Genomic DNA, 25,214 nt, shown 5'->3' on the forward strand with positions numbered 1-25,214 from the left:
CCCACGCTTAGGTCGGCTTTTTACCAATTGACCGCACGCGAAATCCAGCGTCCTTATCAAGGCGTGCTGCAATTCCGCTGCTGCCGTCATCCGGCGGTGAATTGCCGATGATGGAATTGATCTTCACCCAGGCATCCGCTTCAGCGGCCGAGCTTCCATTTCTGCTTCTTCAGGCCGCGGCTGTTGTCGGTATGGTGTCCATATTGATGCTGTTGCGACGAGACGTGGCAATCACTGACGCGCGTTACAGAATTTACTACGGCTTTGTGTTTGGAGTGGCCGGTTTTTTATTGACGATGCTGGTCTCCGACTTCATCAAGCTGCCCTCGAAGCCCTATATCCGCTCCGACCTGCTGTTTCTTGCCGGGGTGTTGGGCTCCTGGCAGGGAGGGCTGATAGGTTTCGCGTTGATTTCCGCAGGGCGCTTCCTGTTCGGTGGTCCGGCATTATTCGGCGCTGCCATTTTGGACATGAGCGTCATCTCGGCGTCTGGCATTGCCATGTATGCGTGGATGCGCGGCCGAAGCCTGACCGACCTCGGCATTCTGGAGATTGGTGGCGTCTTCGCGATCAGGATTTTCGCCGCCTTGCTTGCTGTGTCCTTGACCTTTGGTCTCGACATGATTGGTCAGGAGGTGTTTCTGAGTAACGTCGGGCGGCGCATTGTCGGCTCATCCGTGGGTCTGCCTATGATCGCGTGCCTTTTTCTGCTGCTGCGCAGTGAAGCGCGGGCGCGGGAGGCGGCAAAGAAACGCGATCTTGCGGCACGCACAGATTCCTCGACGGGCCTGCCCAACCGGCGTGCCCTTAGAGATCATATCGAACTGGTCATTCAACGGACGCCTTCGGCTCCCCATGCTCTTCTTTTGATCGAAATCGTCAACATCGCCGATGTCGCAGCCTATCAGGGCGAGGACTGGGCGGATTTATTCTGGCCCAAACTGGCGCAAGAAATCTGCGATGGCGATAATGGGCTCCTGTCGAAGTTCCAGACGCCGCAAAGCTTCATGTTCAGCGATGCAACGCTCGCGGTCCTCATAGAAGGGGTCTCATTCGAGAAATCGGAGAGCGCCCATCTGGTCATGCATCTACATGAGGCGCTGATCGCTTTTTCCCGCTCCACCGAGGCAGGCCCAGTTCCGCATCTGAAGATCGGGGCAGCGAATTTGGATAGGCTCTCCCATCAGAACATCGCATCATTTCTCAAACACCTCAGCCTCGCCCTGCAGAGAAGCGAAAGCGTCGTGCAGATATTCCCCTTTTCTTTTGCCGAAAAGGCGGCGCGGGACGAGGGTGTCCGGCAGATGCTGGTCGGGTGGATCAAGAATGGAAACCCGCCGATACTTTACCAGCCGAAGTTTGAAATCCATACTCGCCGCATGATTGGCGCCGAGGCGCTTTTACGTGCGGTCGATGCGCATGGGCAAACGCTTTCGCCCTACTACGTGCTGGAAATCGCCGAGCGTCACCGACTGCTGGCGGAATTCGAATGGTCGACCATCGACGCGGTGGTTCGAGACCTTGCGAAGTTACAGGATGTTGATCCTGATTTTCATCTTGCCGTGAATGTCTCCGCTTCGTCCCTTGCGATGCCATGTTTCGGGGAGAGGGTGGTGGCATTGCTGCTGACGGCGGCGGTGCCTGCGCACCGTCTATCGATCGAGGTGACGGAAATGAGCAAGATGCCGAGCATCGATGCCGTGCAACACAACTTCGATACGCTGATTGCGGCTGGCATAAGATTGGCACTCGATGATTTTGGCACCGGTTACGCGGCGCTCACCTTACTGGCAAGGTTTCCCTTCGAAGAGGTGAAGATCGATCATTGGATGACATCAAGGCTCGACCAGGCGCGCTTCAGGGACGCCGTCGTGCTCGCCTTCGAAAGCGCCGAACGATATGGCGCCAAGCTGGTGACGGAAGGCATAGAGACCGAAGAGCAGTGCCGGATACTGATGCAGATGGGAATCCGTTTCGGCCAGGGCTATCTCTATTCGCCTGCTGTCCCGCTTCAGCGCCTGTTTCGCCAGAGGAGATGCGCGTAACACATCGCGGTAGGACGTCGCCATGAGTTACCCTCGCAGCCGCAGACAGCGAGGGGGCTCATCCGGCGGGGACGGGGGGCATATGAGCCTCCCGTCGTTATCGCATCATCACGATGCCATCGCATCCTCGTATTCGCTCGAAAGCAGCAGCCATTGCTCCTCGGCGTCCGAAAGCTTGGCAGCGGCCTCGCCGCGCTCCTTCACTTTCAGCGCGGCCTTGGCGGGTGCTTTTTCGTATAAAGCAGGGTCCGCCAGCTCCTTATCGAGGGACTGAATCAGTTTCTCAAGCTTTGCCGTCAGGGATTCGATTTCGTTGATCTTTTTCTTGAGCGGCGCCAGCTGGCTGCGCTTTTCCGCATTGGCCTTGCGCTGGTCGGCTTTCGAGGTCTGGTCGGCGGCGGCCTCGGTCTTGTCATCCTTCTTTTTGCCGGAGGAGACGACGAGATCGCGATATTCCTCCATGTCGCCTTCGAAGGTCTTGACCGTGCCATCGGCCACCAGCCACAGCCGGTCCACCGTCGCCTCGATCAGGTGGCGGTCGTGCGAGATGAGGATGACCGCGCCGCTATAATCGTTCAGCGCCTCGATCAGTGCGCGGCGGCTGTCGATATCGAGATGGTTGGTTGGTTCGTCGAGGATCAACAGGTTCGGCGCATGGAAGGCTGCAAGCCCCATCAGCAGCCGGGCTTTTTCGCCACCGGACAAGTCCTTCGCCGCCGTCGCCATCTTTTCCGTCGCAAGGCCCATCTGCGCCACCCGCGCCCGCACCTGCGCTTCAGACGCCAGCGGCATCAGCTTGCGCACATGTTCGACCGGCGTTTGATCCGGCACGAGGTCATCCAGCTGGTGTTGCGCGAAGAAACCGATCTTGAGGCCCGAGGCGACGCGAAGATCGCCCGCCTGCGGCGCAAGCCTGCCGGAGATGAATTTCGCAAAGGTCGATTTGCCGTTGCCGTTGGAGCCGAGCAGCGCGATGCGGTCGTCATTGTCGATCCTGAGATTGAGCTGTTTCAGGATGGATTTGCCCGGCTCGTAACCGACGGCACCGCCATTGATGGCGACGATGGGAGAGGCGGGTTGCTTTTCCGGCTCCGGGAAGGTGATTGGCTGGACGTGATCCTCGATCACGGCGGCAACGGTGCCCATGCGCTCCAGCGCCTTGATGCGGCTCTGCGCCTGCCGTGCCTTGGTGGCCTTGGCGCGGAAACGGTCGATGAAGCTTTGCAGATGTTTGCGCGCGGCATCGTTTTTCGCCTTCGCCTTCATCTGCAATTCATCGGCCTCGGCCTTCTGCCGTTCGAACTGGTCGTAACCGCCGCGATAGAAGGTCAGCTTCTTCTGATCCAGGTGCACGATCGAATTGACGGCATTGTTGAGGAGATCGCGGTCGTGGCTGATGATGATGACGGTATGCGGATAACGCCGGATATAATCTTCCAGCCAGAGCGTGCCTTCGAGGTCGAGATAGTTGGTCGGCTCGTCGAGCAGCAACAGGTCCGGTTCGGCAAACAGCACAGAGGCGAGCGCCACGCGCATGCGCCAGCCGCCGGAGAAGGAGGAGGCGGGGCGCAGCTGCGCCTCGTGATCGAAACCGAGACCAGCAAGAATGCTGGAGGCGCGTGCTTCGGCCGAATGCGCATCGATATCGACAAGCCGCATCTGGATTTCGGCGATCCGGTGGGGATCGGTTGCGGTTTCCGCTTCCGCGAGAAGTGCGCTGCGCTCCTTGTCGGCGGCAAGCACGATCGAAATCAGTGATTCTTCCGTGCCGGGCGCCTCCTGAGCCACCTGGCCCATGCGGGCGAGTTTCGGGATCGTCACCGAACCGCCTTCCGCCGCAAGATCGCCGGTGATGACCCGGAACAGGGTGGATTTTCCGGCGCCGTTGCGGCCGACGAGACCCGCCTTCACACCGGCGGGAAGCGTCACGCTGGCATGGTCAAGAAGCAGACGCCCGGCGATGCGGGCGGAAAGATCGGTAATCGTAATCATGGCGCCGTTTTGGCCGAACTGTCTGGCCAAGGCAAGAGCCTCCGCGCCACACCGTGAGAGAATGCCGCTTCAGGAGCCGAGCTGCGCCAGATAGCTGTTGCGGCTGTGCTGCGCCACCTCCCGCGAGTAGCCGATAACGCAGTTGCGCGTGCCGCTGCGTGCCGAGAGCAAAGCGAGTTCGGCATGGCCGAAAAATTCCCCGGCTGTGGCGGTACCATCCACCTCCGCGACGCCGATCGAAACCGTCAGATGCTCGCCATCACCGCCACTGGTCGCGAAGCGCAGGGCCTCCACGCTTTGCCGCAGCCGCTCGGCAATGGCCTCGGCCGTATTCTGCGGCACGCCGGCAAACAGAAAGGCGAATTCATCGCCACCGATGCGAGCGACGAAATCGTCCTTCTTGACGGTCTTGCGAAACAGCGCGGCGAGCCGTCGCAGCGCCTTGTTACCGGCGGAAGAACCATATTTACCGTTGATTTCGCGGAAATGATCGATATCGAGCAACACCAGCGAGGTGGCGGACGCGGCCCGATCCTTCGCAAAAAGGGCGCCGAGCTTTTCCAGAAAGGCGGCCCGGTTGGGAAGCGCCGTCAAGCTGTCGCGCAGGGAGGCGGCCTGAAGTTCCACCCGGTTTCTTTCGGCTTCGCGGATTTTCACTAGCCCCATGGCGATGAAATGCCGAAGGCTCGTCTGCTCCTCATGAATGTCGCCCAAAAGCTCCAGGAAACGCTCCGTTGCCGGCGGCTCACCATCCTCGCCCTGCTGGAGGCCATCCATGAAGGTTTCGGTGCGCTGAAGGCTCGCCTCCAGCCGCGCGGAAATCTGCGTCAGCGTATCGAAGGCCGCGCTTGCCATCTGTTCGGCCTCGATTCGGGAAAAACCGGGCAGGTTGTGCCGCTGGCCGATAAGATCGATCTCATGCTGCTGCGGCGCGTTGCCGAGCGCGAGAATGTCGCGGCCCATGGCCGGATTGTGGCCCGACAATATTTCATAGATCAGTTCGTAATTGCGCGGTAAAGGCGCAATGTTCATCTTGGCGATGAATTGCGTGATTTTGGTAACGACAAGAGAACTTCTTGCCTGATCACGTTTCTTATCACCCGCCGATGTCGTCACTGACAGCCCCAATACCGATAGATTATTATGAATAGACCGGCGATAACCGATTGTGGAATGCGGCTATTCTTACAAGCAACGGTTTAAAATTGACTGAATCCGCGAAAAGTTTTGGCGTTGCGAAGCGAAAATTTCCACGTCGGACAGATCCACGGATCACACGCGTTTCCTGAGGGATTGTATGACAAATCCTGATTTGATTTCATGGCCCGGCCGCTCTTATATCGCTTCATCGATATTGCAGAAGAGGGCAGCCCATGACGACTTCCAGAACGCTTTACTCGTTGTGCGGAAGCGATATTTCCCGACCGTTCTCTCCCCATTGCTGGAAAACCGTGCTTTCGCTGGCCCATAAGGGGCTGGATTTCGAGGAACGTCCCTTGCCCTTCACGGTCATCCCGACGGTGGAGGATGGCTTTTCGAAGACCGTGCCGATCCTGCGCGATGGTGACCAGCTGGTGAGCGACAGTTTCGAAATCGCGCTTTATCTTGACGAGGCTTACCCGGAACGGCCTTCGCTGTTTGACGGGGAGGGCGGCAAGGCGATGGCCCGTTTTGTCGAAAGCTGGTCGCAGACGGTGCTTCACCCGGCCATCGTCCGCATTGCCGTGCTCGATATCCATAATATGCTGGACGAGCCGGATCGCCATTATTTCCGCGATAGCCGCACGAAAGCGCTCGGCCGCCCGCTCGAGGATGTGGTGGCAAACCGCGAGGCGGAAATCGCAGCCTTTCCGGCATTGCTTGCGCCGATCCGCCGCATGTTGAGCTTCCAGCCATTCATCGGTGGCACCTCGCCGCTGTTTGCGGATTACATCGTGTTTGGTGCCTTGCAATGGGCGCGGATCACCACCGGGGCGGATCTGTTTGCCGATAATGATCCGGTGCGGGATTGGTTCGAAGGCTGCCTTGATCTCTACGATGCCAAGGGCCGCAGTGTGACAGCGGCGTGAAATGTCTGCCGTCATCGTCGCAATCTCGTTGATCCCCCTTGTTTTCGGGCCTTTGGGCGGGTAAAGACCGCCCACTTTCTCTGAAGGAAAAGGAAACGGACACATGGCGATTGAACGCACATTTTCGATGATCAAGCCGGACGCAACCAAGCGTAACCTCACGGGCGCGATCACCAAGGTATTTGAAGACAACGGTCTGCGCATCGTCGCCTCCAAGCGCGTCTGGATGAGCAAGCGCGAAGCCGAAGGCTTCTACGCCGTTCACAAAGAGCGCCCCTTCTTCGGCGAACTCGTTGAAGGTATGACCTCCGGCCCGACCATCGTTCAGGTTCTGGAAGGCGAAAACGCCATCCTCAAGAACCGCGAAATCATGGGCGCCACCAACCCGGCCCAGGCCGCTGAAGGCACCATCCGCAAGTCCTTCGCGCTTTCGATCGGCGAAAACTCCGTACACGGTTCCGACGCTCCGGAAACCGCTGCACAGGAAATCGCCTACTGGTTCGCCGAAACCGAAATCGTCGGCTGATTCAAAATCTAAACGGCTTGAATCGCCCTCTCAGGCGATTGGCTGAGGCCGTTGAAAAGACTCGAAGAAACGGGGCCGAAAGGCTCCGTTTTTTTTGTTTTGGAGCGCTGTCCGCAAGACGATGCATTTTTGGCGGAGACCTCGCTCCATACTCCGTCACCCCGGACTGGATCCGGGGTCCAGTGCGATCAAGTCTTTGATCGAAAAAGACTCTTACGCCACGCAGACGCGCGGCTGCTGGATGCCGGGTCAAGCCCGGCATGACGGAAGAGAGGTTTGCCACCTCTTATAGGCATCCCGAAAGATTGCAATTTTTTGTTACGACGCCGGGCACCCCTGAACCGGCCGCATATCTGTCGTACCGTCAGGCTTGAACACCTCGGGATTGGGCGTATAGAGCGGGCCGATCACCAGCGGCTTGGCCGGTAAAGCCGACTGGTCGGTATCGGAGCGGATCGTGGTCTCGATCGTCTGCATGACATCGCCATCCGGCCCCTTGATGCGGATGGTGACCCGGTAAGGCCGGTCCTGCTTCACGCATTCGACCGGCGGGCTCTGAACGGTGATCTTTTCGTCTTTCGGAAAAATTCTCTCCCTGGTCGTGAGATCGGGGCCGCCGCGCGGGTTTTCGAAAGCCGCTTCCACGCTGCTGCCATCGCGGATCGGAGCGATGCGCTGAAGCGTCACCAGATAGGTGGCGATGGCGACGCGGTAATTGAAGACGAACATGCGCCCGGAAAGCTTCGCCACTTCACGCGGTTCATCGCGCTGGCAACCGGAAAGAGAAAGCATTGCCGCAATCGCCAGCAGGGGCAGGGCAATTCTCATGGCTGCACCTCCTTCTTGCGGTGATAATGCCGGCTGGCTTTTTGCCGGTTACCGCACACCGCCATGTCACACCAGATACGGCTTCTGTTCTTGCTGCGGTCGATGAACAGCCAGCCGCAATTGCCGCAAATCCGCAGCCGTTCCCGTGTCTCGCTGGCAAGCAGCGACAGGGCGGAATGGACGGTGGCGTTGGCGAGATTTTCGGACGTCGGGAATACCCGCAGCACCGTGCCGCCCGCAGAGAGAAACCGGGCCAGTTTACCATCATCATCGGCCCCGCCGGAGACAGACGAACGGAAATGATCGTCTATCGCCTCGCGCAGTTCGAGAAAAATGGGCCGTTTGTCCGCCTCCGGCGCGATGAGAGCAGGAAACCTGTCCCGTTCCGCACCAAGCCGCGTCGCCGCTTCGGCAAAGGCGGCGATCTGCTCCGACACGGCGAAACGGTCGAGCGTTCTTGCCGCGTCCGAACGCAGGATCACGCTGTTGGCGACATCGAGCGCCAATGCTCCACCTGCAAAACGATGTTCCGTCCAGCGAAATGTCATGCACATATTATAACTATCAAAAAGCATTTTAACAGTTATAATCGTGACGGGAGGACGGGCTTGGCTTATTTCCTGCAACAATTGCTGAATGCCGTGCCCGTCGCAGCCCTTTATGCGGTTCTGGCCTTCGGATACGCCATCGCCTTTTCGGTCACGAAACGCGCCGATGTGACCTATGGCGCCGTATTCGCCTTTGCTGGCCAGACCTGCCTCCTGTTTGCAGATTTCGGCTGGAACCGGCTGTGGCTGGTTCTGCCGGCAACGTTGGCGCTGGGGGCAGCGGCCGGCCTGTTCGGCGGGCTTTGGGCGGCGGGTTTCATCGGCAGGGCGGTGATGCGGCCGCTGGCGAAGGCCTCTCCCAATGCGGTGACCGTCGCCTCCATCGGCGTGCTGATTGCGCTTACGGAAAGTGCGAGACTTGCCGCCGATACAAGGCAACTATGGTTGCCGCCGCTTTTATCGCAGCCGGTGCGTTTCTGGACCGAGGGCGGCTTTGCGGTAACCCTGACGCCGATGCAGATGCTGAACACGGCGGTCTTCGTCCTGCTCATTCTCGCAGGCTCGCTTTATCTTCGCCGTTCCGCTTTCGGCAGGCGCTGGAAGGCGGTGTCGGATGACGCCCTTGCCGCTTCGCTCTTCGGGGTGAATGCGGGCAGGATATTTCTGATGTCCTATTGCGCGGCGGGCCTCGTTGCGGCCATCGCCGGTGTGCTGGCGACGTTTTATTACGGCACCATGGATTTCGGCGCGGGTCTCGTCTTCGGTCTGAAAGTCGTGCTGATCTCGGCGGCGGGCGGATATGCCAGCCCGCTCATCTGCGGCCTGGGGGCGGCGGCCGTCGGTTTTGCGGAAACATTCTGGGTCGGTTACGGCCCGGTCGCCTGGCGGGATGCGGCGGTTCTGGCTTTGCTGGTCGGCTGGCTGATCGTCATGCGCAGCAGGGTTGAAGCGCCTTAGAGCATTTCCAGGAAAAGTGGGCTCCGGTTTTCCGCCCGGAAATGCGAAAAAAGAACAGGCACTATCGCCACTTGCCCTTGGCCGTATCGTCGGTCGCCTTCGCAGCCACCCAGTCGCCCGTCGTGCCATCCCTGCCATGTTCCTTTTTCCAGAACGGGGCGGATGTCTTTAGATAATCCATTACGAAATTGGCGCCATCGAAGGCGGCCTGTCGATGCGATGAAGCTGCGATGACGAGGACGATGTTTTCGCCTGTCGCGATCTTGCCATGGCGGTGGATGGCGGTGAGGCCAAGTAGGCCGAACCGCTGCATAGCGAGTTTGGCGATGCGGGTGATTTCCGCTTCCGCCATGCCGGGATAATGTTCGAGTTCCAGTGCGGCCAGCGTGCCGCCGTCATCCCGACAGAGCCCGGTGAAGGCCACGACGGCGCCGATGCTTCTATCACCTTCCGTCAGCCGGCGGGTTTCTTCCGCAGCGTCGAAATTCTCTGACTGAACACGGACGGTCGGCTGCATCCGCTCATCCCCCCGTCATGGGCGGAAAGATGCCGATCTCGCGGGCGCCGACGATGCTTTCGTCGTGCTCGACGTGTTCCTGATTGACGGCGACGCGGATCACATTCGGAAACTCGAAGGCGGCTTCGTAATTTTCGCCGCGCGTCGCAAGCCAGGCGATCAGCTCGCCGGCGGTGGTGACGGAAGCAGGGATATCCAGCTCTTCCTCATCCGTGCCGATCTTTTCGCGAACCCAGGCGAAATAAACGATCCGTGTCATCAGTCTTCGTCCACGATGTGTTTGAGGCCCGCCTTGAAGTAATCATAACCTGTATACATGGTGAGCGCCGCAGCAAGCCACAGAAGCGTAATTCCCATTTCGGTCGTATAGGGCAGCACCTTGTCGCCCGCAGGACCCGCGAGCAGGAAGGCGATGGCGACCATCTGGATGGTGGTCTTCCATTTGGCGATCTGGGTGACGGGAACGCTGACCTTCAGCGCCGCCAGATATTCGCGCAGGCCAGAAACCAGAATTTCGCGGCAGAGAATGGTGATGGCAGCCCAGAGCGACCAGCCGGCAATGGTGCCATCCGCCGCCATCAACAGCAGCACGGAGGCGACCAGCAGCTTGTCGGCGATCGGGTCCAGCATGCGGCCGATATTGGACGTCTGGTTCCAGATGCGGGCCAGATAACCATCAAGAAAATCGGTCAGCGAAGCGATGATGAACAGCCAGAGCGCCGTCCAGCGCGCGAAATCCGAGCTTTCCAGCTTCCCTTCGATAAAAAAGCACAAGACGATGACAGGAACCGCGAGAATGCGGCCATAGGTCAGGAGGTTGGGAATGCTGTATGCGCGCGAAGCCATGGGAAACCTGTCAGTCTGAGATCAGCTGTCTTGATGCCGCCGCTAGGGCATAGCGTCAACACGTCATTATGTTTTTTTAGCAGTTCGGTCTCACCGTTCTGCGTCAATCGCCGCCGCTCTCGTGGAAGTGATTGTAAATTTGTCGCGCCACCGTCTCGGAAATGCCGGTAACAGTCATCAGATCGTTGAGGCCGGCGCGGGAAACCGCCTTGGCCGTGCCGAAATGCTGCAGCAGGGAGCGCTTGCGCCCCGGCCCGATTCCCGAGATTTCATCCAGCGGATTGCGCACCATTTCCTTCTTGCGTCGCGCCCGGTGTGAGCCGATGGCGAAGCGGTGGGCCTCGTCGCGCATGCGCTGGATGAAATAAAGCACGGGATCGCGCGGCGGCAGGGAAAAATCGCTGCGTCCGTCCGCGAAAAAGCGCTCGCGCCCCGCCTCGCGGTCCACACCTTTCGCCACGCCGATGGCCGTCACGCAGTCGCGAATGCCGAGTTCGTCGAGAATGGCCCGCACCGCCGTCATCTGCCCCTGGCCGCCATCGATCAGGATCACATCTGGCCAGGCGGGGAACGGCATGTCGGCGGCTTCTTCCGGTGTCGGCATCCGTTCGCGGTCCGGCTTGCCTTCCTCCTTCAGAAGGCGCGAAAAGCGACGGGTCATCACCTCTCGCATCATGCCGAAGTCATCACCGGGGGTGATGTCGGTCGATTTGATGTTGAACTTGCGATATTGGTTTTTGACAAAACCCTCCGGCCCCGCCACCACCATGCCGCCCACGGCATTGGTGCCCATGATGTGCGAGTTATCGTAGATTTCGATGCGTCGCGGCACGGTGGAAAGACCGAAGGTCTCCGCAAAACCCTTCAGCAACCGCGCCTGAGACGAGGTTTCCGCCAGCTTGCGGCCATGCGCCTCGCGGGCATTGGCCAGAACATGGTCGGTAATGTCCTTCTTCTCGCCGCGCTGCGGTACGCTGATCGTTACCTTGTGCCCGGCCTTTTCGCCAAGTGCTGCGGCCAGCAGCTCCTGTTCTTCCACCGTTTCGGACAGCAGAATCTGCTTCGGCACCGGCTTGTCGTCGTAAAACTGCGCGAGGAAGGCGTTGAGGATTTCCGAGCCGGGCAGGGAGGGATCGGCCTTCGGGAAATAGGCGCGGTTGCCCCAGTTCTGGCCGGTGCGGAAAAAGAACACCTGAATGCAGGAAATGCCACCTTCGTGGTGAATGGCGAAGACATCCGCTTCCTCGATACCGGCGGGGTTGATGCCCTGATGGCTCTGGACGTGCGAGAGCGCCGCCAGCCGGTCGCGATAGATGGCAGCGCGCTCGAAATCGAGATCCTCTGATGCCTCGTTCATCTGCCGCGCAATCGCGGTCTTGACGCTCTGGCTCTTGCCGGACAGGAAATCCTTGGCTTCCTTGACGAGTTCCGCATAACCCTCGTCGCTCACCTCATGGGTGCAGGGCCCGGAACAGCGCTTGATCTGGTAGAGAAGACAGGGGCGCGTGCGGGTCTCGAACACGCTGTCGGTGCAGGTGCGGATCAAAAAGGCGCGTTGCAGCGAATTGATCGTGCGGCCAACGGCCCCGGCCGACGCGAAGGGTCCGAAATAATCGCCCTTGCGCGCCCGTGCACCCCGATGCTTGAAGATCGCTGGAGCGCGATTATCGGCGGTGATGAGGATATAGGGAAACGACTTGTCGTCACGCAAAAGCACGTTAAAGCGCGGCCGTAAGCGTTTGATCAGATTCGCTTCCAGTAGAAGCGCCTCAGTCTCCGTGCGGGTGGTGACGAATTCCATATGGGTGGTGAAACGCACCATCTGGGCGATGCGGTTTGAATGCACGCGGCCTTGCGCATAGTTGCCGACACGTTTCTTCAGCGAGCGCGCCTTGCCGACGTAAAGAACGTCACCGGCCTCGTTGAACATGCGGTAGACACCCGGCGAATTCGGCAGGTGTTTGACGAATTCGCCGATGAGATCCATGCCCTTCAGGCCAGATTCGTTCCTCCAGCCCGCATTCCAGTCCATGCCGGCAACGCTGCTCGATGCCTCGGCCGTGTCGGTTGCGGCAAGGTTGGCATCGTCGTCTTCGTCGTCGGTTTCATCGAACAGAATACCGCCATCAGGCAGCTTCTTTCCGTTCATTCATTTATCTCCGCCACGTCAGGGGTTTCCCAGCCAAGGTGCTGGCCGCCGTCGAGCGCGATCATTTGTCCGGTGACCGACGGCGTATCGTAAAGAAAGCGAATCGTCCGGCCGAACTCATCCGGCGCGGGACCACGCTTTAATATAAGGCCGTCGATCTGCGCCTGAAAGTCCTGGGGCGCCTGTCTTTCGCTTTTGAAGGTGGGGCCAGGCCCGATGGCATTGACCCGCACACGCGGCGCAAAGCTCTGCGCCATGGTCCGCGTGGCGGTCCATAGCGCCGATTTCGAAAGTGTGTAGGAGTAAAAACGCGGTGTGAGCGCAAGCACACGCTGGTCGATGATATTGACGATCAGCCCGGATTTATCCGCAGGCAGTTGCTCGACAAAGGCGGCGGCGATGAGGGAAGGGGCTCGCACATGCACCGCGAAATGGGCATCGAAAACGGCCGGATCGGGCGTTTCGGCGGTATCGGCGAGAAAAACCGACGCATTATTGACGACGACGCCGATCGGGCCAAGCGCGGCGGCGGCCTTTTCGACAAGCGCCATGGTGGGGGCAGATTGTGTCAGATCCGCCTGAACGGCAGCGGCTCTGCCACCTTTTTGCCTTATTTCGTTAGCGAATTCCTCCGCCTGCGCCATGGATTCATTGGCATGGACGGCAATCGCAAAGCCGTGGGCTGCGAGATCGGTAGCGATCGCCCGCCCGAGCCGGCGGGCGGCGCCCGTTATCAAGACTGTCTTCGGTATATGTTCTTTCACGGCGGACCTGCATTTGCTCATACACGCCCTATTTGCTGGATATAAATGCAAATCGCAAGCTGTCACTCAGCCCCAAAAGAATTGGGCGATTTTTTATTCACAATGCAATTTCGGTTTAATTTGAATATAACTAAGTTTAAAGGCGATCTATTGCTGGTTAGGCTTCTGTTAGGGTTAATAAAACCCTTGTGGCAATTAGGCAACGTCTAATTCTAGTCACGCCTCTGCCCCAAACAATTCACATTTTGGCTCTTTGATCTCCGCATTCTCCCATCAAGTTCAGTTTCCAGAGGGGCAAATTAACCCGACGATTTTACCGCGTCTGAAAACAATGTTTTGAGTGCAGAGCGGTCCTGAAAGGAGAATAACATGCGTATTTTCGTAGCAACCCTTATGGCTTCGACCATGGCAGCCGCCGGTTTTTCGGCTGCTCACGCCGCTGACGCCGTAAATGAAGTGCCGCAGGCACCGGTAGCCTACGACCAGCCCGCCGCGGTCAAGGATTGGTCCGGCGCCTACCTCGGTGGTACGGTCAACTATGACTGGGGCCGTTTCAGCTCCAGCAATGACGGCCGTGACGCCAAGGGCTTCGGTGGCGGCCTCTACGGTGGTTACAACATGCAGAGCGGCCAGATCGTTTACGGTGCTGAAGCAGACGTGAACCTGGGCGACGAGAAGGGCTCCGCCGGTACGGTTGCCGGTCGCGCCGTCGAAGGCAAGCAGGGCGTCAACGGCTCGCTGCGTGGCCGCGTCGGTTACGACATGAACCCGTTCCTGCTCTATGGTACGGCCGGTCTTGCTGTCTCCGACAACAAGGTTCGTGACGGCGTCAACAAGGACAGCGCCACGGCTCTCGGTTACACGGTTGGTGCCGGTGTTGAAGCCATGGTTACCGACAACATCACCGCTCGTCTGGAATATCGCTACAGCGATTACCAGAAGAAGGACTACACGCTCGGCAACGACGCCTTCTCGCGTGGTTTTGACGACCACTCGGTCAAGGCCGGTATCGGCGTCAAGTTCTGATCCTTCTCGGATCGGTCAAAGAAAAGCCGGGGCCATGCTCCGGCTTTTTGTTTTTGAGATTCGCTCTTAGACAGGATGCCCGGCCGACGAAGCCGGGCATCCTGCTCACCTGGCCTCAGGCGGCAGCCTTCATTTCCGCATAGGCGTCGAAACGCTTGCCAAAGGTTTCTGGCCACGCTGCCAGCGCATCGCGTCCCTCGGCCCATTCACCGGCAAAACGCAGGTCGAGATAGCCGATCATCGCCGCAAGGGCGAAATGGCCGCCATGCAGCTTCTTGCCTGTCTTCGGCAGGTTGGCGTTGAGGTGATCGAGCCCGCGAACCACCTTGCTCCATTGCTTGTCGATCCACGGCTGGTGGATTTTATCTTCCGGGCGGAAACGCCGCTCGTAAACGATGGCGAGCAGGCAATCCATGATGCCGTCGCACAGCGCTTCCAGAATTTCGGCTTCGGTACGCTTGCCGTTCCCCTTGGGGTAAAGCTTGCCGCCCGAAAGGCGGTCGAGATAATGCATGATCGCCACGCTGTCATAGACCGAGCCGCCTTCATCCAGCAGCAGAACCGGGATTTTGCCGAGCGGATTGTTGTCCATCAGCGTGGCCGGTTCGGCATTGGTGTCGACGCGCACGGAGGTGACATCAATGTCGAGATGGCGGGCGGCCATGCGCACCTTGGCGGAGTAGGGGGAGGCGGGCGAATAAAGCAGTTCCATGGTCGGGTCCTATGGGGTTGATATGGCGTAATCAGCGTATGGGTATGATCTCGGTGGCGCTGGCGCGGCAGCCCTTGCGGTCCAGTTCAGGGCAATCGCGAAAGGTCATGTCCTTGTTGAGGCAGATGCGCACTTCCTCAAGTCGCCTGCCGTCGCAACTGATCGAGACGCCGCGTTTCGACAAGCCCGGATTGGCATCGCTGAAGGCGGTTTCGATGGCATCGGCGGAGAGCGTATTGGCCTGCGCGCCGGAGGAAATTTTCTCCGGCAACGTGATGGCCTGGAACGCCGCCCGTGTCGCCGCAAAATAATCCTTCTGCGACAGGCCGGAGCAGGCGCCGTGTTTGCGCCACTGGTGGCCGATCAGGCCCATGGACGGCATGATGTCGAACATGCTGCGGCCGATCGCGTCGGGAACCCGTTCCGGTTCGCTGCTTCGGCAGAATTCAGGATAGCCGTTCTCGTTCTGCGGCCACAGCCCGTGCACCACGAAACCGTAACGCCTGTCACTGCCGCATTGCTGGCGGTTGCCGGAACCTTCGGAACTGGCGCAGAATGCCGGCGACCAGGACAGGGAAAGCACGTAGAAATCGAAACCCGCACCGCGAGGGGGGTGGGCATTGTCCGCATTCTGCCGGGCCGTATTCTGTTGGGGGCGTGCAGCGGTTTGCTGCTGAGCCGGGGTCTGCCGGTCGGTTTCCGGTCCTTTCGAAGCGGGTTTTTCCTGCGCAAACCACAGTGCCGCAAGCGACAGAAGACCCAAGGCGATGAAACCTGCATATCGTTTCATTCGGTGCATGTTCCCCGGAGACTGGACCACCTCTTATCGCCGTCGGGCGATGATCCGGTCTTACATAAATTTGTGAACGAGGCAAACGGGCAAAAAGGTTGAAAGCTTCGCCGCATAACGAATAAAGTCGGGCGAATCTTCCGCGAAAGACGGAAACAGGGCTGCGGCGATGTTGGGGGAAATAGGCGGCATGACCGCATGAAATTCAAAAAATACATCTGGCCCGTCGTTGGTTTCGCGACGATCGGTTTTTCCGCCTGGTTGCTCTTTCACGAATTGCGTGGCCTGTCGCTTGATGATCTCTGGGACAGCCTGAAAGCCATTCGCGTGCGGGACTGGCTGTGTTCCGGCCTTGCAACCCTGCTGGCCTATGCCGCGCTTGCCGATTACGACCGCATCGCGCTGCAACACCTTGGCCGCAAGGTGAACTGGTTCTTCATCACGCTCACCTCTTTCACCACCTATGCGCTGTCCCACAATGTCGGGGCATCCGTATTCTCGGGGGCGGTGGTGCGATACCGGGCTTATACCTCCAAGGGGCTGAGCGTTGCGGAAGTGGGCGTCCTCGTCGGCCTCTGCTCCTTCACCTTCCTCATCGGCACGATCATGCTGATCGGTCTGGTGCTGTTATACGAGCCTGACATCACCGAACGGTTCACCGGCATCCTGCCCGTCGAAGCCTCGACCACGACGGGCATTGTGCTGCTTCTCTTCGTCAGCCTTTATGTCCTCGGCAGCCTGCTCAGACTGAAGCCGCTGAAAATCGGCTCCTTCGTGCTGCCATACCCCGCGCCGAAGCTGGTGGCGCAACAGCTGGTCATTGGCCCGATCGAGCTGATCGGCGCGGCCGGTATCATCTATTTTGCGCTGCCGGAGGCCGGGAATCCCGGTTACATGGTCATTCTCGGCATATTTCTGGTGTCTTTTTCGGCCGCGCTCATCTCGCATGCGCCGGGCGGGCTCGGCGTGCTGGAACTGGTCTTCGTCACCGGCCTGCCGGATATGAACCCTGCGGATGTCATCGCCGCACTTCTGGTGTTCCGCCTGTTCTACCTCATCATTCCCTTTATCATGGCGCTGTTCGTGATCCTGTTCTTTGAACGATCACAGCTTGCGCAGGCGCAGAAGCGGGAAGGGTTGCGGTAGAACCTCAATCCTCTTCCGGCTTCTCCTCGCCGCGCAGCCAGAAGGCGCGGTGCGATGCGTACCGATCCTGCGCCATCACCGTTTTTAGGAATGGCAGCAGCGTGTGCAGCTCGTCCTTCAGCGTATAGGGCGGGTTGACGATGATGAGGCCGGAACCGCTCAGGCCATCCAGCCGGTCGCTTCGGACGGAAAGCTCCGCGCACAGCATCTTCGGAATCTCGAAGGATTGCAGCCGCTCGTGGAAATCCTTGATCGGCGCGCCTTTCTTCAACGGATACCACAGGCAATAGGTGCCGGTGGAAAAACGCCGGTAAGCCTTGTTCAGGCCATCGGCCAGCCGCTGATATTCGTTTTCCAGTTCGAAGGGCGGATCGACGAGGACGAGGCCGCGCTTTTCCTTGGGCGGCAGATGCGCACCGAGCGACAGCCAGCCATCCAGTTCGGTGACGCGAACCTGATAATCGCCCTCGAAGAGCCGTGCCAGCGCGCGGCTATCATCCGGATGCAGTTCCATGGCCGAAAGCCGGTCCTGCGGGCGAAACAGCATACGGGCGAGTTTCGGCGAACCGGGATAGAATTGTATGCCGCCTTCCGGATTGAGCTCCTTCACGGCGGCAAGATAGGGCTCCAGCAATTCGGCGATGGGCGCGGGCAGATCGCCCTCCATCAGCTTGCCGATGCCGGTCTGCCATTCGCCAGTCTTTTGCGCCTCTTCCGAGGTGAGGTCGTAAAGCCCGATGCCGGCATGGGTGTCCAGCACCCGAAACGCCTTGTCCTTGTTCTGGAGATAACGCACGAGGCGGGTGAGAACGGCATGTTTGAGGACATCCGCGAAATTGCCGGCGTGATAGATGTGGCGGTAGTTCATGGATATGTCTCGCTTGCCGTTTACCGGGATGAATGGTCAGGATGAATATTCTTGATGGACGTCACTTCGGCCTTTTTGCCGCATCATTGATGCAATATACAAAAGACATGAACGTTGCGACCCCGATTTCCGCTGAAAAAGCCGCCTCCAGGGCCGAAGTCCGTATTGGCCATACGGTCTGTCCGCATGACTGTCCGAGCGCCTGCGCGCTGGAGGTCGATATCAATGCCGATGGCCGCATCGGCCGCGTGCGCGGAGCCAATGCCAATACATATACCGCCGGCGTCATCTGCGCCAAGGTGGCGCGGTATTCCGAGCGCATCTACCATCCCGGCCGTTTGCTGACGCCGAAGCGCCGCAAGGGCGCAAAAGGGGCAGGCGACTGGCAGGAGATTTCCTGGGAAGCGGCGCTGGACGAGGTGGCCGACGCTTTCGTCAAGGCCGAAGCCCGCCACGGCGCCGAGGCCATCTGGCCTTATTTTTACGCCGGCACCATGGGGCAGGTGCAGCGCGATTCCATCGAGCGGCTGCGCCACGCCAGGAAATATTCGGGCTTCTTCGGTTCGATCTGCACCAACATGGCCTGGACGGGTTATGTGATGGGCACCGGTGCGCTCCGTGGTCCAGATCCGCGCGAGATCGGCAAGGCCGATGTCGTCGTCATCTGGGGTACAAATGCGGTCGCCACGCAGGTCAACGTCATGACCCATGCGGTGAAAGCCCGCAAGGAGCGCGGCGCGAAGATCGTCGTTGTCGATATCTACGACAATCCGACCATGAAACAGGCGGATATGCGCCTCGTCGTCCGTCCCGGCACGGATGCCGCACTGGCCTGCGCCATCATGCACATTGCCTTCCGCGACGGTTATGCCGACCGCGATTACATGGCTCGCTTCGCCGACGATCCGGCGGGGCTCGAAGCACATCTGAAGTCGAAGACGCCGCAATGGGCATCCGAAATCACCGGTCTTTCCGTGGAGGAGATCGAGGCTTTCGCGCGGCTTGTCGGCACCACGAAAAAGACGTTCTTCCGGCTGGGTTACGGTTTTGCCCGCCAGCGCAATGGCGCGGTCGCCATGCATGCGGCGCTTTCGATCGCCACTGTGCTCGGGTCCTGGCAATATGAGGGCGGCGGCGCGTTCCACAATAATGGCGATATCTTCCGGCTCAACAAGGCGGAACTGATGGGCAGTTCCTACGCCGACCCTGATGTGCGCCAGCTCGACCAGTCGCAGATCGGCCGCGTGCTGACGGGGGACGCGGAAGCGCTGCGTCATGGCGGTCCGGTGACGGCGCTGCTCATCCAGAACACCAATCCCGTCAATGTCGCGCCCGAACAGCGGCTGGTGAAACAGGGTTTCCTGCGCGACGATCTCTTCGTAGCGGTGCATGAGCAGTTCATGACGGAGACGGCTGACGTGGCCGATATCGTGCTGCCGGCCACCATGTTTCTCGAACATGACGATATCTATCGCGCCGGCGGCCAGAACCACATTCTGCTCGGGCCCAAGCTGGTCGAGCCGCCGGAAACGGTGCGCACCAACCTCTTCGTCATCGAGGAACTGGCAAAACGCCTCGGTATCGACCATATGCCGGGCTTCGGCCTTTCGGCCCGCGATCACGTCGATCGCATGTTGAAAACCAGTGGCTGGGGCGATTTCGACACGCTGGCGGAAGAAAAGTGGATCGACGCGCAGCCGCCGTTTGAAGTGGCGCATTATCTCGAGGGCTTTGGTTATGGCGACGGAAAGTTCCGCTTCAGCCCGGAATGGGCAACCGGACCGTCTCCGAACAAGCCGCCGAAGAACATCGGCGTCATGGGGCCTGTCTCCGAGTTTCCGAAATTCCCCGATCAGGTCGATGTCATCGAGGTCGCGGATGCGGACCATCCCTTCCGGCTGGCGACCTCACCGGCGCGCAACTTCCTGAATTCCACCTTCGCGGAAACCAAAACCTCCGTACAGAAGGAAGGCCGTCCGGAATTGATGGTCTGTCCCGAAGATGCTGCCCGCAACGATATTGCGGATGGCGATATCGTCCGCATCGGCAACGCACGCGGCGAAGTGCGCCTCCATGCGAAGATCGTGGAGGGCGCAAGGCCGGGCGTGCTGATTGCCGAGGGCCTGTGGCCGAACAAGGCGCATCTGGACGGTGAGGGCATCAATGTTCTGACCGGTGCCGATGCCGTCGCCCCTTATGGCGGCGCGGCGTTTCACGACAATAAGGTGTGGCTGCGCCGCGACGACGAGGCTTGCGAGGCCGGCTAGGCTTGATATTGCACCGCAACACAGGCAGTCTGAAACAATCCCACGACAGGCAAGGACATATCCGTTGACACAGACGCAGGCGAAAAATCTTCCGACCGACTTGGACACCGGCAGAATCCGGCTGGTGGAAAAAGAAACGGTGTGGAAGGGCTTCGTGCACATGCAGAAGCTCATTTTCGACCAGCGTATGCCTGACGGTAGGACGATGCGCATCGTGCGGGAAGTGCATGACCACGGCAGCGCCGCCGCCATTCTTCTTTATGACGTGAAACGCGACAGCGTGGTGATGGTGCGCCAGTTTCGCCCCGCCGCTTTCGTGAACGATGACCCGAGCTTCATGATCGAGGTACCGGCGGGGCTTCTCGATGACGACGATGCCGCCGATGCCATTCGCCGCGAGGCGATGGAAGAGTCCGGTTATGCGGTCGAAAAAGTCGAGTATCTCTTCGATATGTATGCGAGCCCCGGCACGCTGACGGAAAAGGTGAGCCTCTTCGTCGCGCGCATCGACCTCGACGTGCAAGCCGGCAACGGCGGCGGGCTGGAGGACGAAGGCGAGGATCTGGAGGTTCTGACCTATGGCCTCGACGAGGCCTTCGCGATGATCGCATCAGGTGAAATCACCGATTCCAAGACGATCATCCTGCTGCAATGGGCGATGTTGAATCGCGCGGTTTTGAGCAAGCCTTAAACGAAGGCCATGCTCTCCATCTTGGCCGCTGCTGCGAGCTTCCTGTCATGCGTTGCGAGAGGCGCGTTGTGCGCGATTGCAAGCGATAGATAAGCGGCATCGTAGGCGGAGAGAGCGTGTTTTTGTGCCAGGCGAATGATTGAAACATGATCCGTGCTGGGGGAGAGCGTGAGCGGCAGACTGGAAAAACGCATCAGTATAGCAAAGATGTCATCTGCAGAAATGCGCTTCCGGCGTTCGGCTGACAGCAATATGTTGCGCAACTCGTGCAACAGAAGATCCGGTGCCAAAGCGTCCTGCGTTTTCAGCCGCGCCAGTGCTTCGTCGGCAACGGCACTATCCTCATCAGGCAGGAACCATGCCGCGACAACCGAGGCGTCCACAACAAAGGCCATTATTTGCGGCCTTCCTCTTTCCACGTCCTGATTTCATCCGCCGTCACACTCTTTCGGCGCGACCGCTCGGTGCGAATTGCAGCGATGAGCTGCTCTCGAGATTTTAGGTCGTTTGCTTTGACGAGGCGTGCCACAGGCTCGTTTCCTCGGGCAATGATGATCTCTTCTCCCGCTTCTACCTTCACAAGAAGCTCCGAGAGATGTGTTTTCGCTTCACCGATCTTGATCGTAATCGTCATTGCAGCCCAACCCAATCCTGTTTGTAATAAATAGGCCCGTAGGCGAGGTTGGTCAAGTGATTGGCCAAGTAGGTCGTGCCGCGACCAACACGGTGCGTGAAATCAAAAACGGCCTTTCACCCCGGCTCCCACAAAAAGCGACTGCATGTCGCCACCGCCTGCGTTTTTATAAACGAAGCCGTTGGAGCCGCCGATGGGCACCGCAGTTTTATCTCCATGGCCGAAGCCGGTATATTCATAAGCGCCGTCGAGATAGATGGAAGCGTTTTCGGTCAGATTGTAAGCAACGCCACCTTTCAATCCGAACATGCCACCGATATCGAACTTGTCAGTGAATCGGGTATTTCGTAGCCAGTGGTCGTCCGTCGCTTTGGCATACACCATCGCACCGCCTTCAAGGCCGGCATTGAGCGACCAGTTACCGAACTTCCTGCCCCCGCTGAGATTCCCATAGACAACGGGGATTTGTTGCCGATACGTGATTACTTTCAGATCGTCTTTCCATGCGCGCGGGCTGTCGCGAAAGGCCGCTGTGCTATAGGTTCCCGTACCCCCGTATCCGGACCATTTCACATCCGTGTAGCGAAAACCGATGCCAGCGCTCATATATTGCAGCGAATCTTCCAGCAATGTCCGGTTAAATTCCAGGCTTCCGGAGAAATAATGATCGAGGCGCGTGTCGTCGTGTTGTGAACGATGGCTCCAGCCATCCTTCGAGGTATCCCTGTAGTAGGGACGCAACCAGTCATAGTCAGTCAAATAGCCGTCACCTTCAAAACCAACGCGTCCTTCCGCCTTCACGCGCCAGTCGGGCGAGAGCTCCAAGCCGAGCGATCCGCGCAGGGCCATAGCATTCGTCGTTTTCCAGTCGAGTTGACTGTTTTTATGGCTTCCGTCGTAGAAAGTCTCTGTCGCCTTGATGTTAAGAACGCCCGCATCCAGCGAGGCGGTTATGCCGCCCGGTTCCGCCATTGCTGGCACGGTCGTGCTCATGGCCAAGGCGAGCGAAATCGGCAGTGAAAATCTCGAAAATGGCATAATCGCTCCTGAATGACCGGAGGGCCTGAAATGAAAGGCCGTTGACGCCATTAAAGATGATTATGGTAAATGATCGGTTTATTCAGAATAAATTACAATATTATTCGTTTTGTAATTTAGTAATAAAGAAATTATGAGGCGGATATCAGGCTTCGGTGCTCGGATTTAATTTCGTCGGCAGCGAAGATAGTCTTTCCGCCTTCCATTAGCACCTTGTCTTCAGCAAGCAATTTAAGGGCCAGCGGGTAAAGCTGGTGCTCGACTGTCAGAATCCGTGACGCAAGGGTATCGGCCGTGTCGTCGGAAAGCACCGGCACCGCGCCCTGCGCGATGGTGGGGCCTTCATCCATGCCTTCGGTGACGAAATGCACGGTGCAGCCGGAAATCTTCATGCCGCTGTCGATGGCCCGCTGATGGGTGTGAAGACCGGGAAAGAGCGGCAGCAGGGAAGGGTGGATATTGATGATCCGGCCTTCATAGGGGGCAATGAAATCCCCCGATATCAGCCGCATGTAACCGGCCAGGCAGATGATATCAGGCGCGATCTCGCCAAGTGCGGCCAGTATGGCACCTTCATGTTCGGCCTTGCTGCCATAGGTTTTGCGTTCGAACACCAGAGTCGCAATGCCGAGGTCCCGGGCTTTTGCCAGCCCGCCCGCGGACGCCTTGTCCGAGATTACGCAGGCGATTTCGGCCGGAAAATCCTTCGCCTGACAGGCCTTGGCCAGCGACACCATGTTGGAGCCGCCGCCGGAGATGAAAACGACGACACGTTTGCGGCCGGACGAGAAGGCGGCGCTCATCATAGGCCGAGAGTGCCCTTGTAGATCGTGCCATGCGCGCCTTCTTCGCGGGCGACCATGCGGCCGAGCGGGAAGACAGTTTCGCCTTCCGCCGTGAGCGCGTCGGTGACCTTGCCGGCATTTTCAGCCGAAACGACGACGATCATGCCGACACCGCAATTGAAGGTACGCAGCATTTCATTGGCTTCGACGCCGCCGGTCTTGGCAAGCCAGGAGAAGACGGCCGGAACCTTGATTGCGGCAAGATCGATCTCGGCGGCGAGATGTTTGGGCAGAACGCGCGGAATATTCTCCGGGAAACCGCCGCCAGTGATGTGCGCAAGCGCCTTCAGCGCGCCGGTCTCGCGGATCGCCTTCAGAAGCGGCTTCACATAGATGCGGGTCGGCGTCAGCAGCGCTTCGCCGAGCTTCTTGCCGTCGGCGAAGGGGGCGGGCGCGCTCCAGTCGAGACCGGAAATCGATACGATCTTGCGCACCAGCGAAAAACCGTTGGAGTGAACGCCGGAGGAGGAGAGGCCGAGAATGACGTCGCCTTCGGCAATATCACCGGCCGGCAGAAGCTGGCCGCGTTCGGCCGCACCCACGGCAAAGCCGGCGAGATCGTAGTCGCCATCGGAATACATGCCCGGCATTTCAGCGGTTTCACCGCCGATCAGCGCACAGCCGGATTCGCGGCAACCGGCGGCAATGCCGGAAACGATGGCCGCACCCTGGTCGGGGTCGAGCTTGCCGGTGGCGAAATAGTCGAGGAAGAACAGCGGCTCTGCGCCCTGGACGACGAGATCGTTGACGCACATGGCCACGAGATCGATGCCGACGGTGTCGTGATAGTCAGCGTCGATGGCGATCTTCAGCTTGGTGCCGACGCCGTCATTGGCGGCGACCAGAACCGGATCGGTGAAACCCGCCGCCTTCAGATCAAACAGGCCGCCGAAGCCGCCGATTTCGCCGTCTGCGCCGGGACGCCGCGTGGAGCGCACCGCCGGTTTGATCTTTTCGACCATCAGGTTGCCGGCGTCGATATCCACACCCGCATCACTATAGGTAAGACCGTTCTTGCCCGACTGGCTCATGGCTCTCGTCTCCGCTGGTTCCTTTGGCGTCGCCATTCGCACGGGACGGGGCCTGATGCAAGGGTTTGAGTGGCAAAAGCTCCGGTTTTTAACGGCTTTGGCAGGGCTGCCATGTCGGGCGCTCACGATGACTGCGAAGCGGCACGACAGACGAGATTGAGCAGGCCATCATTGGACGTATCGGAATTTTCCTCGATCCGCCGTCCGTTCTCGCCATAACGGGCGACCACCTCGAAGCCCGCATCCTGCAACTGGCGGGTCTGGGCGGCAAGGTCGATGAAATAAAACAGGCCGCTCCAGCGATGCGCCTGATCCGCGAGAATGGCATATTCAGGCGTTTGCCGCGTGGCGGATTGCAGCCGCAGATAATTGATCCAGCTTTGCGGATGCAGCGAATTCACCACCTCGCGCGGATGCCAGGAGCGTCGATGCAGCGGCATGCCGCCGGCCCGTTTCCACTGCCGATTATGAAACGAGAAGATGAAGTAACCATCCGGAGACAGGATGCTGCGGACCGCATGGATGATGGCGAGCCGGTCCTCATGATCGAAGGCGCTCAGGATGGCGAGTGCGCCAAGCACACAATCGAAGCGCTCCGCCCCGAATTGGCCGATTGCCCGCACATCCATGTCGAGAAATGTGGCCGTGGGAAAGTTGTGCCGCGCCAGCGAAAGCATCGGCTGCGAACGGTCTATGCCGATATAGTCGTCCACCAGCGGCAGAAGCGGTTTTGTCGTCCGTCCGGTGCCAACCCCGAGATCGAGCAGCCGCTTGCCGGCATAGGCATGGCGGAAGTCTTCGAGAATGATGCGTTCGGCGAGATAAAGCTGCTGGCCGTCGTACCATTCGGCAACTTCGGGGTTGTCGAAGAGACCGGCATTATATTCCGCGATGCCATTTTCACTTGATCTCTGCATCGTGCCTC

General features: G+C 59.2%; 26 protein-coding genes. 8 read left to right on the top strand and 18 right to left on the bottom strand.

Features of this window, described 5'->3' with window-relative positions; translation table 11 throughout:
• Nucleotides 1-107 precede the first annotated feature (107 nt).
• Nucleotides 108-2,045 carry an EAL domain-containing protein gene (locus CFBP5499_RS04785; protein WP_080825373.1) on the top strand — a complete coding sequence of 646 codons (1,938 nt, stop codon included), beginning with the start codon at nucleotides 108-110 and terminating at the stop codon, nucleotides 2,043-2,045.
• A gap of 108 nt (nucleotides 2,046-2,153) precedes the next feature.
• Here CFBP5499_RS04785 and CFBP5499_RS04790 read toward each other — a convergent pair whose 3' ends face one another.
• A complete protein-coding gene (locus CFBP5499_RS04790) occupies nucleotides 2,154-4,037 on the bottom strand; it encodes an ABC-F family ATP-binding cassette domain-containing protein (RefSeq protein ID WP_080827386.1) in 1,884 nt (627 codons plus the stop codon).
• A 69-nt stretch (nucleotides 4,038-4,106) separates the two neighbouring features.
• A complete protein-coding gene (locus CFBP5499_RS04795; RefSeq protein ID WP_175416619.1) occupies nucleotides 4,107-5,153 on the bottom strand; it encodes a GGDEF domain-containing protein in 1,047 nt (348 codons plus the stop codon).
• Between the two features lie 257 nt (nucleotides 5,154-5,410).
• Here CFBP5499_RS04795 and CFBP5499_RS04800 point away from each other — a divergent pair, with 257 nt between their 5' ends.
• Together CFBP5499_RS04800 and ndk are read left to right on the top strand one after the other, a co-directional pair.
• The gene (locus CFBP5499_RS04800; protein ID WP_080825372.1) at nucleotides 5,411-6,106 is read left to right on the top strand and encodes a glutathione S-transferase family protein; all 696 of its coding nucleotides are present in this window, start codon (nucleotides 5,411-5,413) and stop codon (nucleotides 6,104-6,106) included.
• Between the two features lie 103 nt (nucleotides 6,107-6,209).
• Nucleotides 6,210-6,632: a nucleoside-diphosphate kinase gene (gene ndk / locus CFBP5499_RS04805; RefSeq protein WP_003502118.1), complete on the top strand. Its 423-nt coding sequence runs from the start codon at nucleotides 6,210-6,212 to the stop codon at nucleotides 6,630-6,632.
• A gap of 318 nt (nucleotides 6,633-6,950) precedes the next feature.
• Here ndk and CFBP5499_RS04810 read toward each other — a convergent pair whose 3' ends face one another.
• Together CFBP5499_RS04810 and CFBP5499_RS04815 are read right to left on the bottom strand one after the other, a co-directional pair.
• Complete coding sequence (locus CFBP5499_RS04810) at nucleotides 6,951-7,460, bottom strand: hypothetical protein (protein WP_080825371.1); 510 nt, start codon at nucleotides 7,458-7,460, stop codon at nucleotides 6,951-6,953.
• Nucleotides 7,457-8,014: a CGNR zinc finger domain-containing protein gene (locus CFBP5499_RS04815; protein ID WP_175416620.1), complete on the bottom strand. Its 558-nt coding sequence runs from the start codon at nucleotides 8,012-8,014 to the stop codon at nucleotides 7,457-7,459. The genes CFBP5499_RS04810 and CFBP5499_RS04815 overlap by 4 nt, the downstream gene beginning before the upstream one ends.
• A 54-nt stretch (nucleotides 8,015-8,068) precedes the next feature.
• Here CFBP5499_RS04815 and CFBP5499_RS04820 point away from each other — a divergent pair, with 54 nt between their 5' ends.
• Nucleotides 8,069-8,965 carry a branched-chain amino acid ABC transporter permease gene (locus CFBP5499_RS04820; protein WP_080825370.1) on the top strand — a complete coding sequence of 299 codons (897 nt, stop codon included), beginning with the start codon at nucleotides 8,069-8,071 and terminating at the stop codon, nucleotides 8,963-8,965.
• Between the two features lie 61 nt (nucleotides 8,966-9,026).
• Here the strand turns inward: CFBP5499_RS04820 and CFBP5499_RS04825 are convergent, their stop codons facing one another.
• The 5 genes from CFBP5499_RS04825 to CFBP5499_RS04845 all read right to left on the bottom strand — a co-directional run bounded on the left by CFBP5499_RS04825 (nucleotide 9,027) and on the right by CFBP5499_RS04845 (nucleotide 13,262).
• Entirely contained in the window at nucleotides 9,027-9,482 is a 456-nt protein-coding gene (locus CFBP5499_RS04825) for a molybdenum cofactor biosynthesis protein MoaE (protein ID WP_080825369.1), read from the bottom strand.
• A 4-nt stretch (nucleotides 9,483-9,486) separates the two neighbouring features.
• Complete coding sequence (gene moaD / locus CFBP5499_RS04830; protein ID WP_080825368.1) at nucleotides 9,487-9,741, bottom strand: molybdopterin converting factor subunit 1; 255 nt, start codon at nucleotides 9,739-9,741, stop codon at nucleotides 9,487-9,489.
• Nucleotides 9,741-10,328, bottom strand: coding sequence for a CDP-diacylglycerol--glycerol-3-phosphate 3-phosphatidyltransferase (gene pgsA / locus CFBP5499_RS04835; RefSeq protein WP_080825367.1), 588 nt, complete (start codon nucleotides 10,326-10,328; stop codon nucleotides 9,741-9,743). The genes moaD and pgsA overlap by 1 nt, the downstream gene beginning before the upstream one ends.
• Before the next feature lie 103 nt (nucleotides 10,329-10,431).
• Entirely contained in the window at nucleotides 10,432-12,477 is a 2,046-nt protein-coding gene (uvrC, locus tag CFBP5499_RS04840) for an excinuclease ABC subunit UvrC (protein ID WP_175416621.1), read from the bottom strand.
• Nucleotides 12,474-13,262 carry an SDR family oxidoreductase gene (locus CFBP5499_RS04845; RefSeq protein ID WP_080825366.1) on the bottom strand — a complete coding sequence of 263 codons (789 nt, stop codon included), beginning with the start codon at nucleotides 13,260-13,262 and terminating at the stop codon, nucleotides 12,474-12,476. The genes uvrC and CFBP5499_RS04845 overlap by 4 nt, the downstream gene beginning before the upstream one ends.
• Nucleotides 13,263-13,610: 348 nt before the next feature.
• Between CFBP5499_RS04845 and CFBP5499_RS04850 the strand changes: the two genes are divergently transcribed.
• Nucleotides 13,611-14,267: an outer membrane protein gene (locus tag CFBP5499_RS04850; RefSeq protein WP_080825365.1), complete on the top strand. Its 657-nt coding sequence runs from the start codon at nucleotides 13,611-13,613 to the stop codon at nucleotides 14,265-14,267.
• 115 nt (nucleotides 14,268-14,382) lie between these two features.
• Here CFBP5499_RS04850 and CFBP5499_RS04855 read toward each other — a convergent pair whose 3' ends face one another.
• Both CFBP5499_RS04855 and CFBP5499_RS04860 read right to left on the bottom strand, forming a co-directional pair.
• Nucleotides 14,383-14,979: a glutathione S-transferase gene (locus CFBP5499_RS04855; RefSeq protein ID WP_080825364.1), complete on the bottom strand. Its 597-nt coding sequence runs from the start codon at nucleotides 14,977-14,979 to the stop codon at nucleotides 14,383-14,385.
• Nucleotides 14,980-15,010: 31 nt separating this feature from the next.
• Nucleotides 15,011-15,769 (bottom strand): ribonuclease T2 family protein, encoded by a 759-nt coding sequence (locus tag CFBP5499_RS04860; RefSeq protein WP_080825363.1) that lies wholly within the window; start codon nucleotides 15,767-15,769, stop codon nucleotides 15,011-15,013.
• 198 nt (nucleotides 15,770-15,967) lie between these two features.
• Here CFBP5499_RS04860 and CFBP5499_RS04865 point away from each other — a divergent pair, with 198 nt between their 5' ends.
• Nucleotides 15,968-16,915: a lysylphosphatidylglycerol synthase domain-containing protein gene (locus tag CFBP5499_RS04865; protein ID WP_080825362.1), complete on the top strand. Its 948-nt coding sequence runs from the start codon at nucleotides 15,968-15,970 to the stop codon at nucleotides 16,913-16,915.
• A gap of 4 nt (nucleotides 16,916-16,919) precedes the next feature.
• Here CFBP5499_RS04865 and CFBP5499_RS04870 read toward each other — a convergent pair whose 3' ends face one another.
• Nucleotides 16,920-17,783, bottom strand: coding sequence for a 23S rRNA (adenine(2030)-N(6))-methyltransferase RlmJ (locus tag CFBP5499_RS04870; RefSeq protein ID WP_080825361.1), 864 nt, complete (start codon nucleotides 17,781-17,783; stop codon nucleotides 16,920-16,922).
• Nucleotides 17,784-17,824: 41 nt separating this feature from the next.
• Here CFBP5499_RS04870 and CFBP5499_RS04875 point away from each other — a divergent pair, with 41 nt between their 5' ends.
• Nucleotides 17,825-20,050: a molybdopterin-containing oxidoreductase family protein gene (locus CFBP5499_RS04875; protein ID WP_175416622.1), complete on the top strand. Its 2,226-nt coding sequence runs from the start codon at nucleotides 17,825-17,827 to the stop codon at nucleotides 20,048-20,050.
• A gap of 64 nt (nucleotides 20,051-20,114) precedes the next feature.
• Complete coding sequence (locus CFBP5499_RS04880) at nucleotides 20,115-20,741, top strand: NUDIX domain-containing protein (protein WP_080825360.1); 627 nt, start codon at nucleotides 20,115-20,117, stop codon at nucleotides 20,739-20,741.
• Here the strand turns inward: CFBP5499_RS04880 and CFBP5499_RS04885 are convergent.
• The 6 genes from CFBP5499_RS04885 to CFBP5499_RS04910 form a co-directional block, all read right to left on the bottom strand.
• The gene (locus CFBP5499_RS04885) at nucleotides 20,738-21,136 is read right to left on the bottom strand and encodes a type II toxin-antitoxin system VapC family toxin (RefSeq protein WP_080825359.1); all 399 of its coding nucleotides are present in this window, start codon (nucleotides 21,134-21,136) and stop codon (nucleotides 20,738-20,740) included. The genes CFBP5499_RS04880 and CFBP5499_RS04885 overlap by 4 nt on opposite strands.
• Nucleotides 21,136-21,375 (bottom strand): type II toxin-antitoxin system Phd/YefM family antitoxin, encoded by a 240-nt coding sequence (locus tag CFBP5499_RS04890; RefSeq protein ID WP_080825358.1) that lies wholly within the window; start codon nucleotides 21,373-21,375, stop codon nucleotides 21,136-21,138. Before CFBP5499_RS04890 ends, CFBP5499_RS04885 begins: the two co-directional genes overlap by 1 nt.
• A 102-nt stretch (nucleotides 21,376-21,477) precedes the next feature.
• Nucleotides 21,478-22,413, bottom strand: a complete 936-nt coding sequence (locus CFBP5499_RS04895) for an omptin family outer membrane protease (RefSeq protein ID WP_080825357.1) — start codon at nucleotides 22,411-22,413, stop codon at nucleotides 21,478-21,480.
• Nucleotides 22,414-22,544: 131 nt separating this feature from the next.
• Complete coding sequence (gene purN, locus CFBP5499_RS04900) at nucleotides 22,545-23,219, bottom strand: phosphoribosylglycinamide formyltransferase (RefSeq protein ID WP_080825356.1); 675 nt, start codon at nucleotides 23,217-23,219, stop codon at nucleotides 22,545-22,547.
• Nucleotides 23,216-24,289, bottom strand: coding sequence for a phosphoribosylformylglycinamidine cyclo-ligase (purM, locus tag CFBP5499_RS04905; RefSeq protein ID WP_080825355.1), 1,074 nt, complete (start codon nucleotides 24,287-24,289; stop codon nucleotides 23,216-23,218). The genes purN and purM overlap by 4 nt, the downstream gene beginning before the upstream one ends.
• A gap of 122 nt (nucleotides 24,290-24,411) precedes the next feature.
• Nucleotides 24,412-25,206: a class I SAM-dependent DNA methyltransferase gene (locus CFBP5499_RS04910; RefSeq protein WP_080825354.1), complete on the bottom strand. Its 795-nt coding sequence runs from the start codon at nucleotides 25,204-25,206 to the stop codon at nucleotides 24,412-24,414.
• Between the last annotated feature and the right edge of the window lie 8 nt (nucleotides 25,207-25,214).

Origin of the sequence: Agrobacterium tumefaciens (genome assembly GCF_005221325.1) — a bacterium.
GTDB lineage: Bacteria > Pseudomonadota > Alphaproteobacteria > Rhizobiales > Rhizobiaceae > Agrobacterium.

Bases quoted from the DNA above. Each gene is read 5' to 3' on its own strand.
- CFBP5499_RS04785 (WP_080825373.1), top strand. From the start codon at position 108: ATGATGGAATTGATCTTCACCCAGGCATCCGCTTCAGCGGCCGAGCTT.
- CFBP5499_RS04790 (WP_080827386.1), bottom strand. From the start codon at position 4,037: ATGATTACGATTACCGATCTTTCCGCCCGCATCGCCGGGCGTCTGCTT.
- CFBP5499_RS04800 (WP_080825372.1), top strand. From the start codon at position 5,411: ATGACGACTTCCAGAACGCTTTACTCGTTGTGCGGAAGCGATATTTCC.
- ndk (WP_003502118.1), top strand. From the start codon at position 6,210: ATGGCGATTGAACGCACATTTTCGATGATCAAGCCGGACGCAACCAAG.
- CFBP5499_RS04810 (WP_080825371.1), bottom strand. From the start codon at position 7,460: ATGAGAATTGCCCTGCCCCTGCTGGCGATTGCGGCAATGCTTTCTCTT.
- CFBP5499_RS04815 (WP_175416620.1), bottom strand. From the start codon at position 8,014: ATGTGCATGACATTTCGCTGGACGGAACATCGTTTTGCAGGTGGAGCA.
- CFBP5499_RS04825 (WP_080825369.1), bottom strand. From the start codon at position 9,482: ATGCAGCCGACCGTCCGTGTTCAGTCAGAGAATTTCGACGCTGCGGAA.
- moaD (WP_080825368.1), bottom strand. From the start codon at position 9,741: ATGACACGGATCGTTTATTTCGCCTGGGTTCGCGAAAAGATCGGCACG.
- pgsA (WP_080825367.1), bottom strand. From the start codon at position 10,328: ATGGCTTCGCGCGCATACAGCATTCCCAACCTCCTGACCTATGGCCGC.
- uvrC (WP_175416621.1), bottom strand. From the start codon at position 12,477: ATGAACGGAAAGAAGCTGCCTGATGGCGGTATTCTGTTCGATGAAACC.
- CFBP5499_RS04845 (WP_080825366.1), bottom strand. From the start codon at position 13,262: ATGAGCAAATGCAGGTCCGCCGTGAAAGAACATATACCGAAGACAGTC.
- CFBP5499_RS04850 (WP_080825365.1), top strand. From the start codon at position 13,611: ATGCGTATTTTCGTAGCAACCCTTATGGCTTCGACCATGGCAGCCGCC.
- CFBP5499_RS04855 (WP_080825364.1), bottom strand. From the start codon at position 14,979: ATGGAACTGCTTTATTCGCCCGCCTCCCCCTACTCCGCCAAGGTGCGC.
- CFBP5499_RS04860 (WP_080825363.1), bottom strand. From the start codon at position 15,769: ATGAAACGATATGCAGGTTTCATCGCCTTGGGTCTTCTGTCGCTTGCG.
- CFBP5499_RS04865 (WP_080825362.1), top strand. From the start codon at position 15,968: ATGAAATTCAAAAAATACATCTGGCCCGTCGTTGGTTTCGCGACGATC.
- CFBP5499_RS04870 (WP_080825361.1), bottom strand. From the start codon at position 17,783: ATGAACTACCGCCACATCTATCACGCCGGCAATTTCGCGGATGTCCTC.
- CFBP5499_RS04875 (WP_175416622.1), top strand. From the start codon at position 17,825: ATGAATATTCTTGATGGACGTCACTTCGGCCTTTTTGCCGCATCATTG.
- CFBP5499_RS04885 (WP_080825359.1), bottom strand. From the start codon at position 21,136: ATGGCCTTTGTTGTGGACGCCTCGGTTGTCGCGGCATGGTTCCTGCCT.
- CFBP5499_RS04890 (WP_080825358.1), bottom strand. From the start codon at position 21,375: ATGACGATTACGATCAAGATCGGTGAAGCGAAAACACATCTCTCGGAG.
- CFBP5499_RS04895 (WP_080825357.1), bottom strand. From the start codon at position 22,413: ATGCCATTTTCGAGATTTTCACTGCCGATTTCGCTCGCCTTGGCCATG.
- purN (WP_080825356.1), bottom strand. From the start codon at position 23,219: ATGATGAGCGCCGCCTTCTCGTCCGGCCGCAAACGTGTCGTCGTTTTC.
- purM (WP_080825355.1), bottom strand. From the start codon at position 24,289: ATGAGCCAGTCGGGCAAGAACGGTCTTACCTATAGTGATGCGGGTGTG.
- CFBP5499_RS04910 (WP_080825354.1), bottom strand. From the start codon at position 25,206: ATGCAGAGATCAAGTGAAAATGGCATCGCGGAATATAATGCCGGTCTC.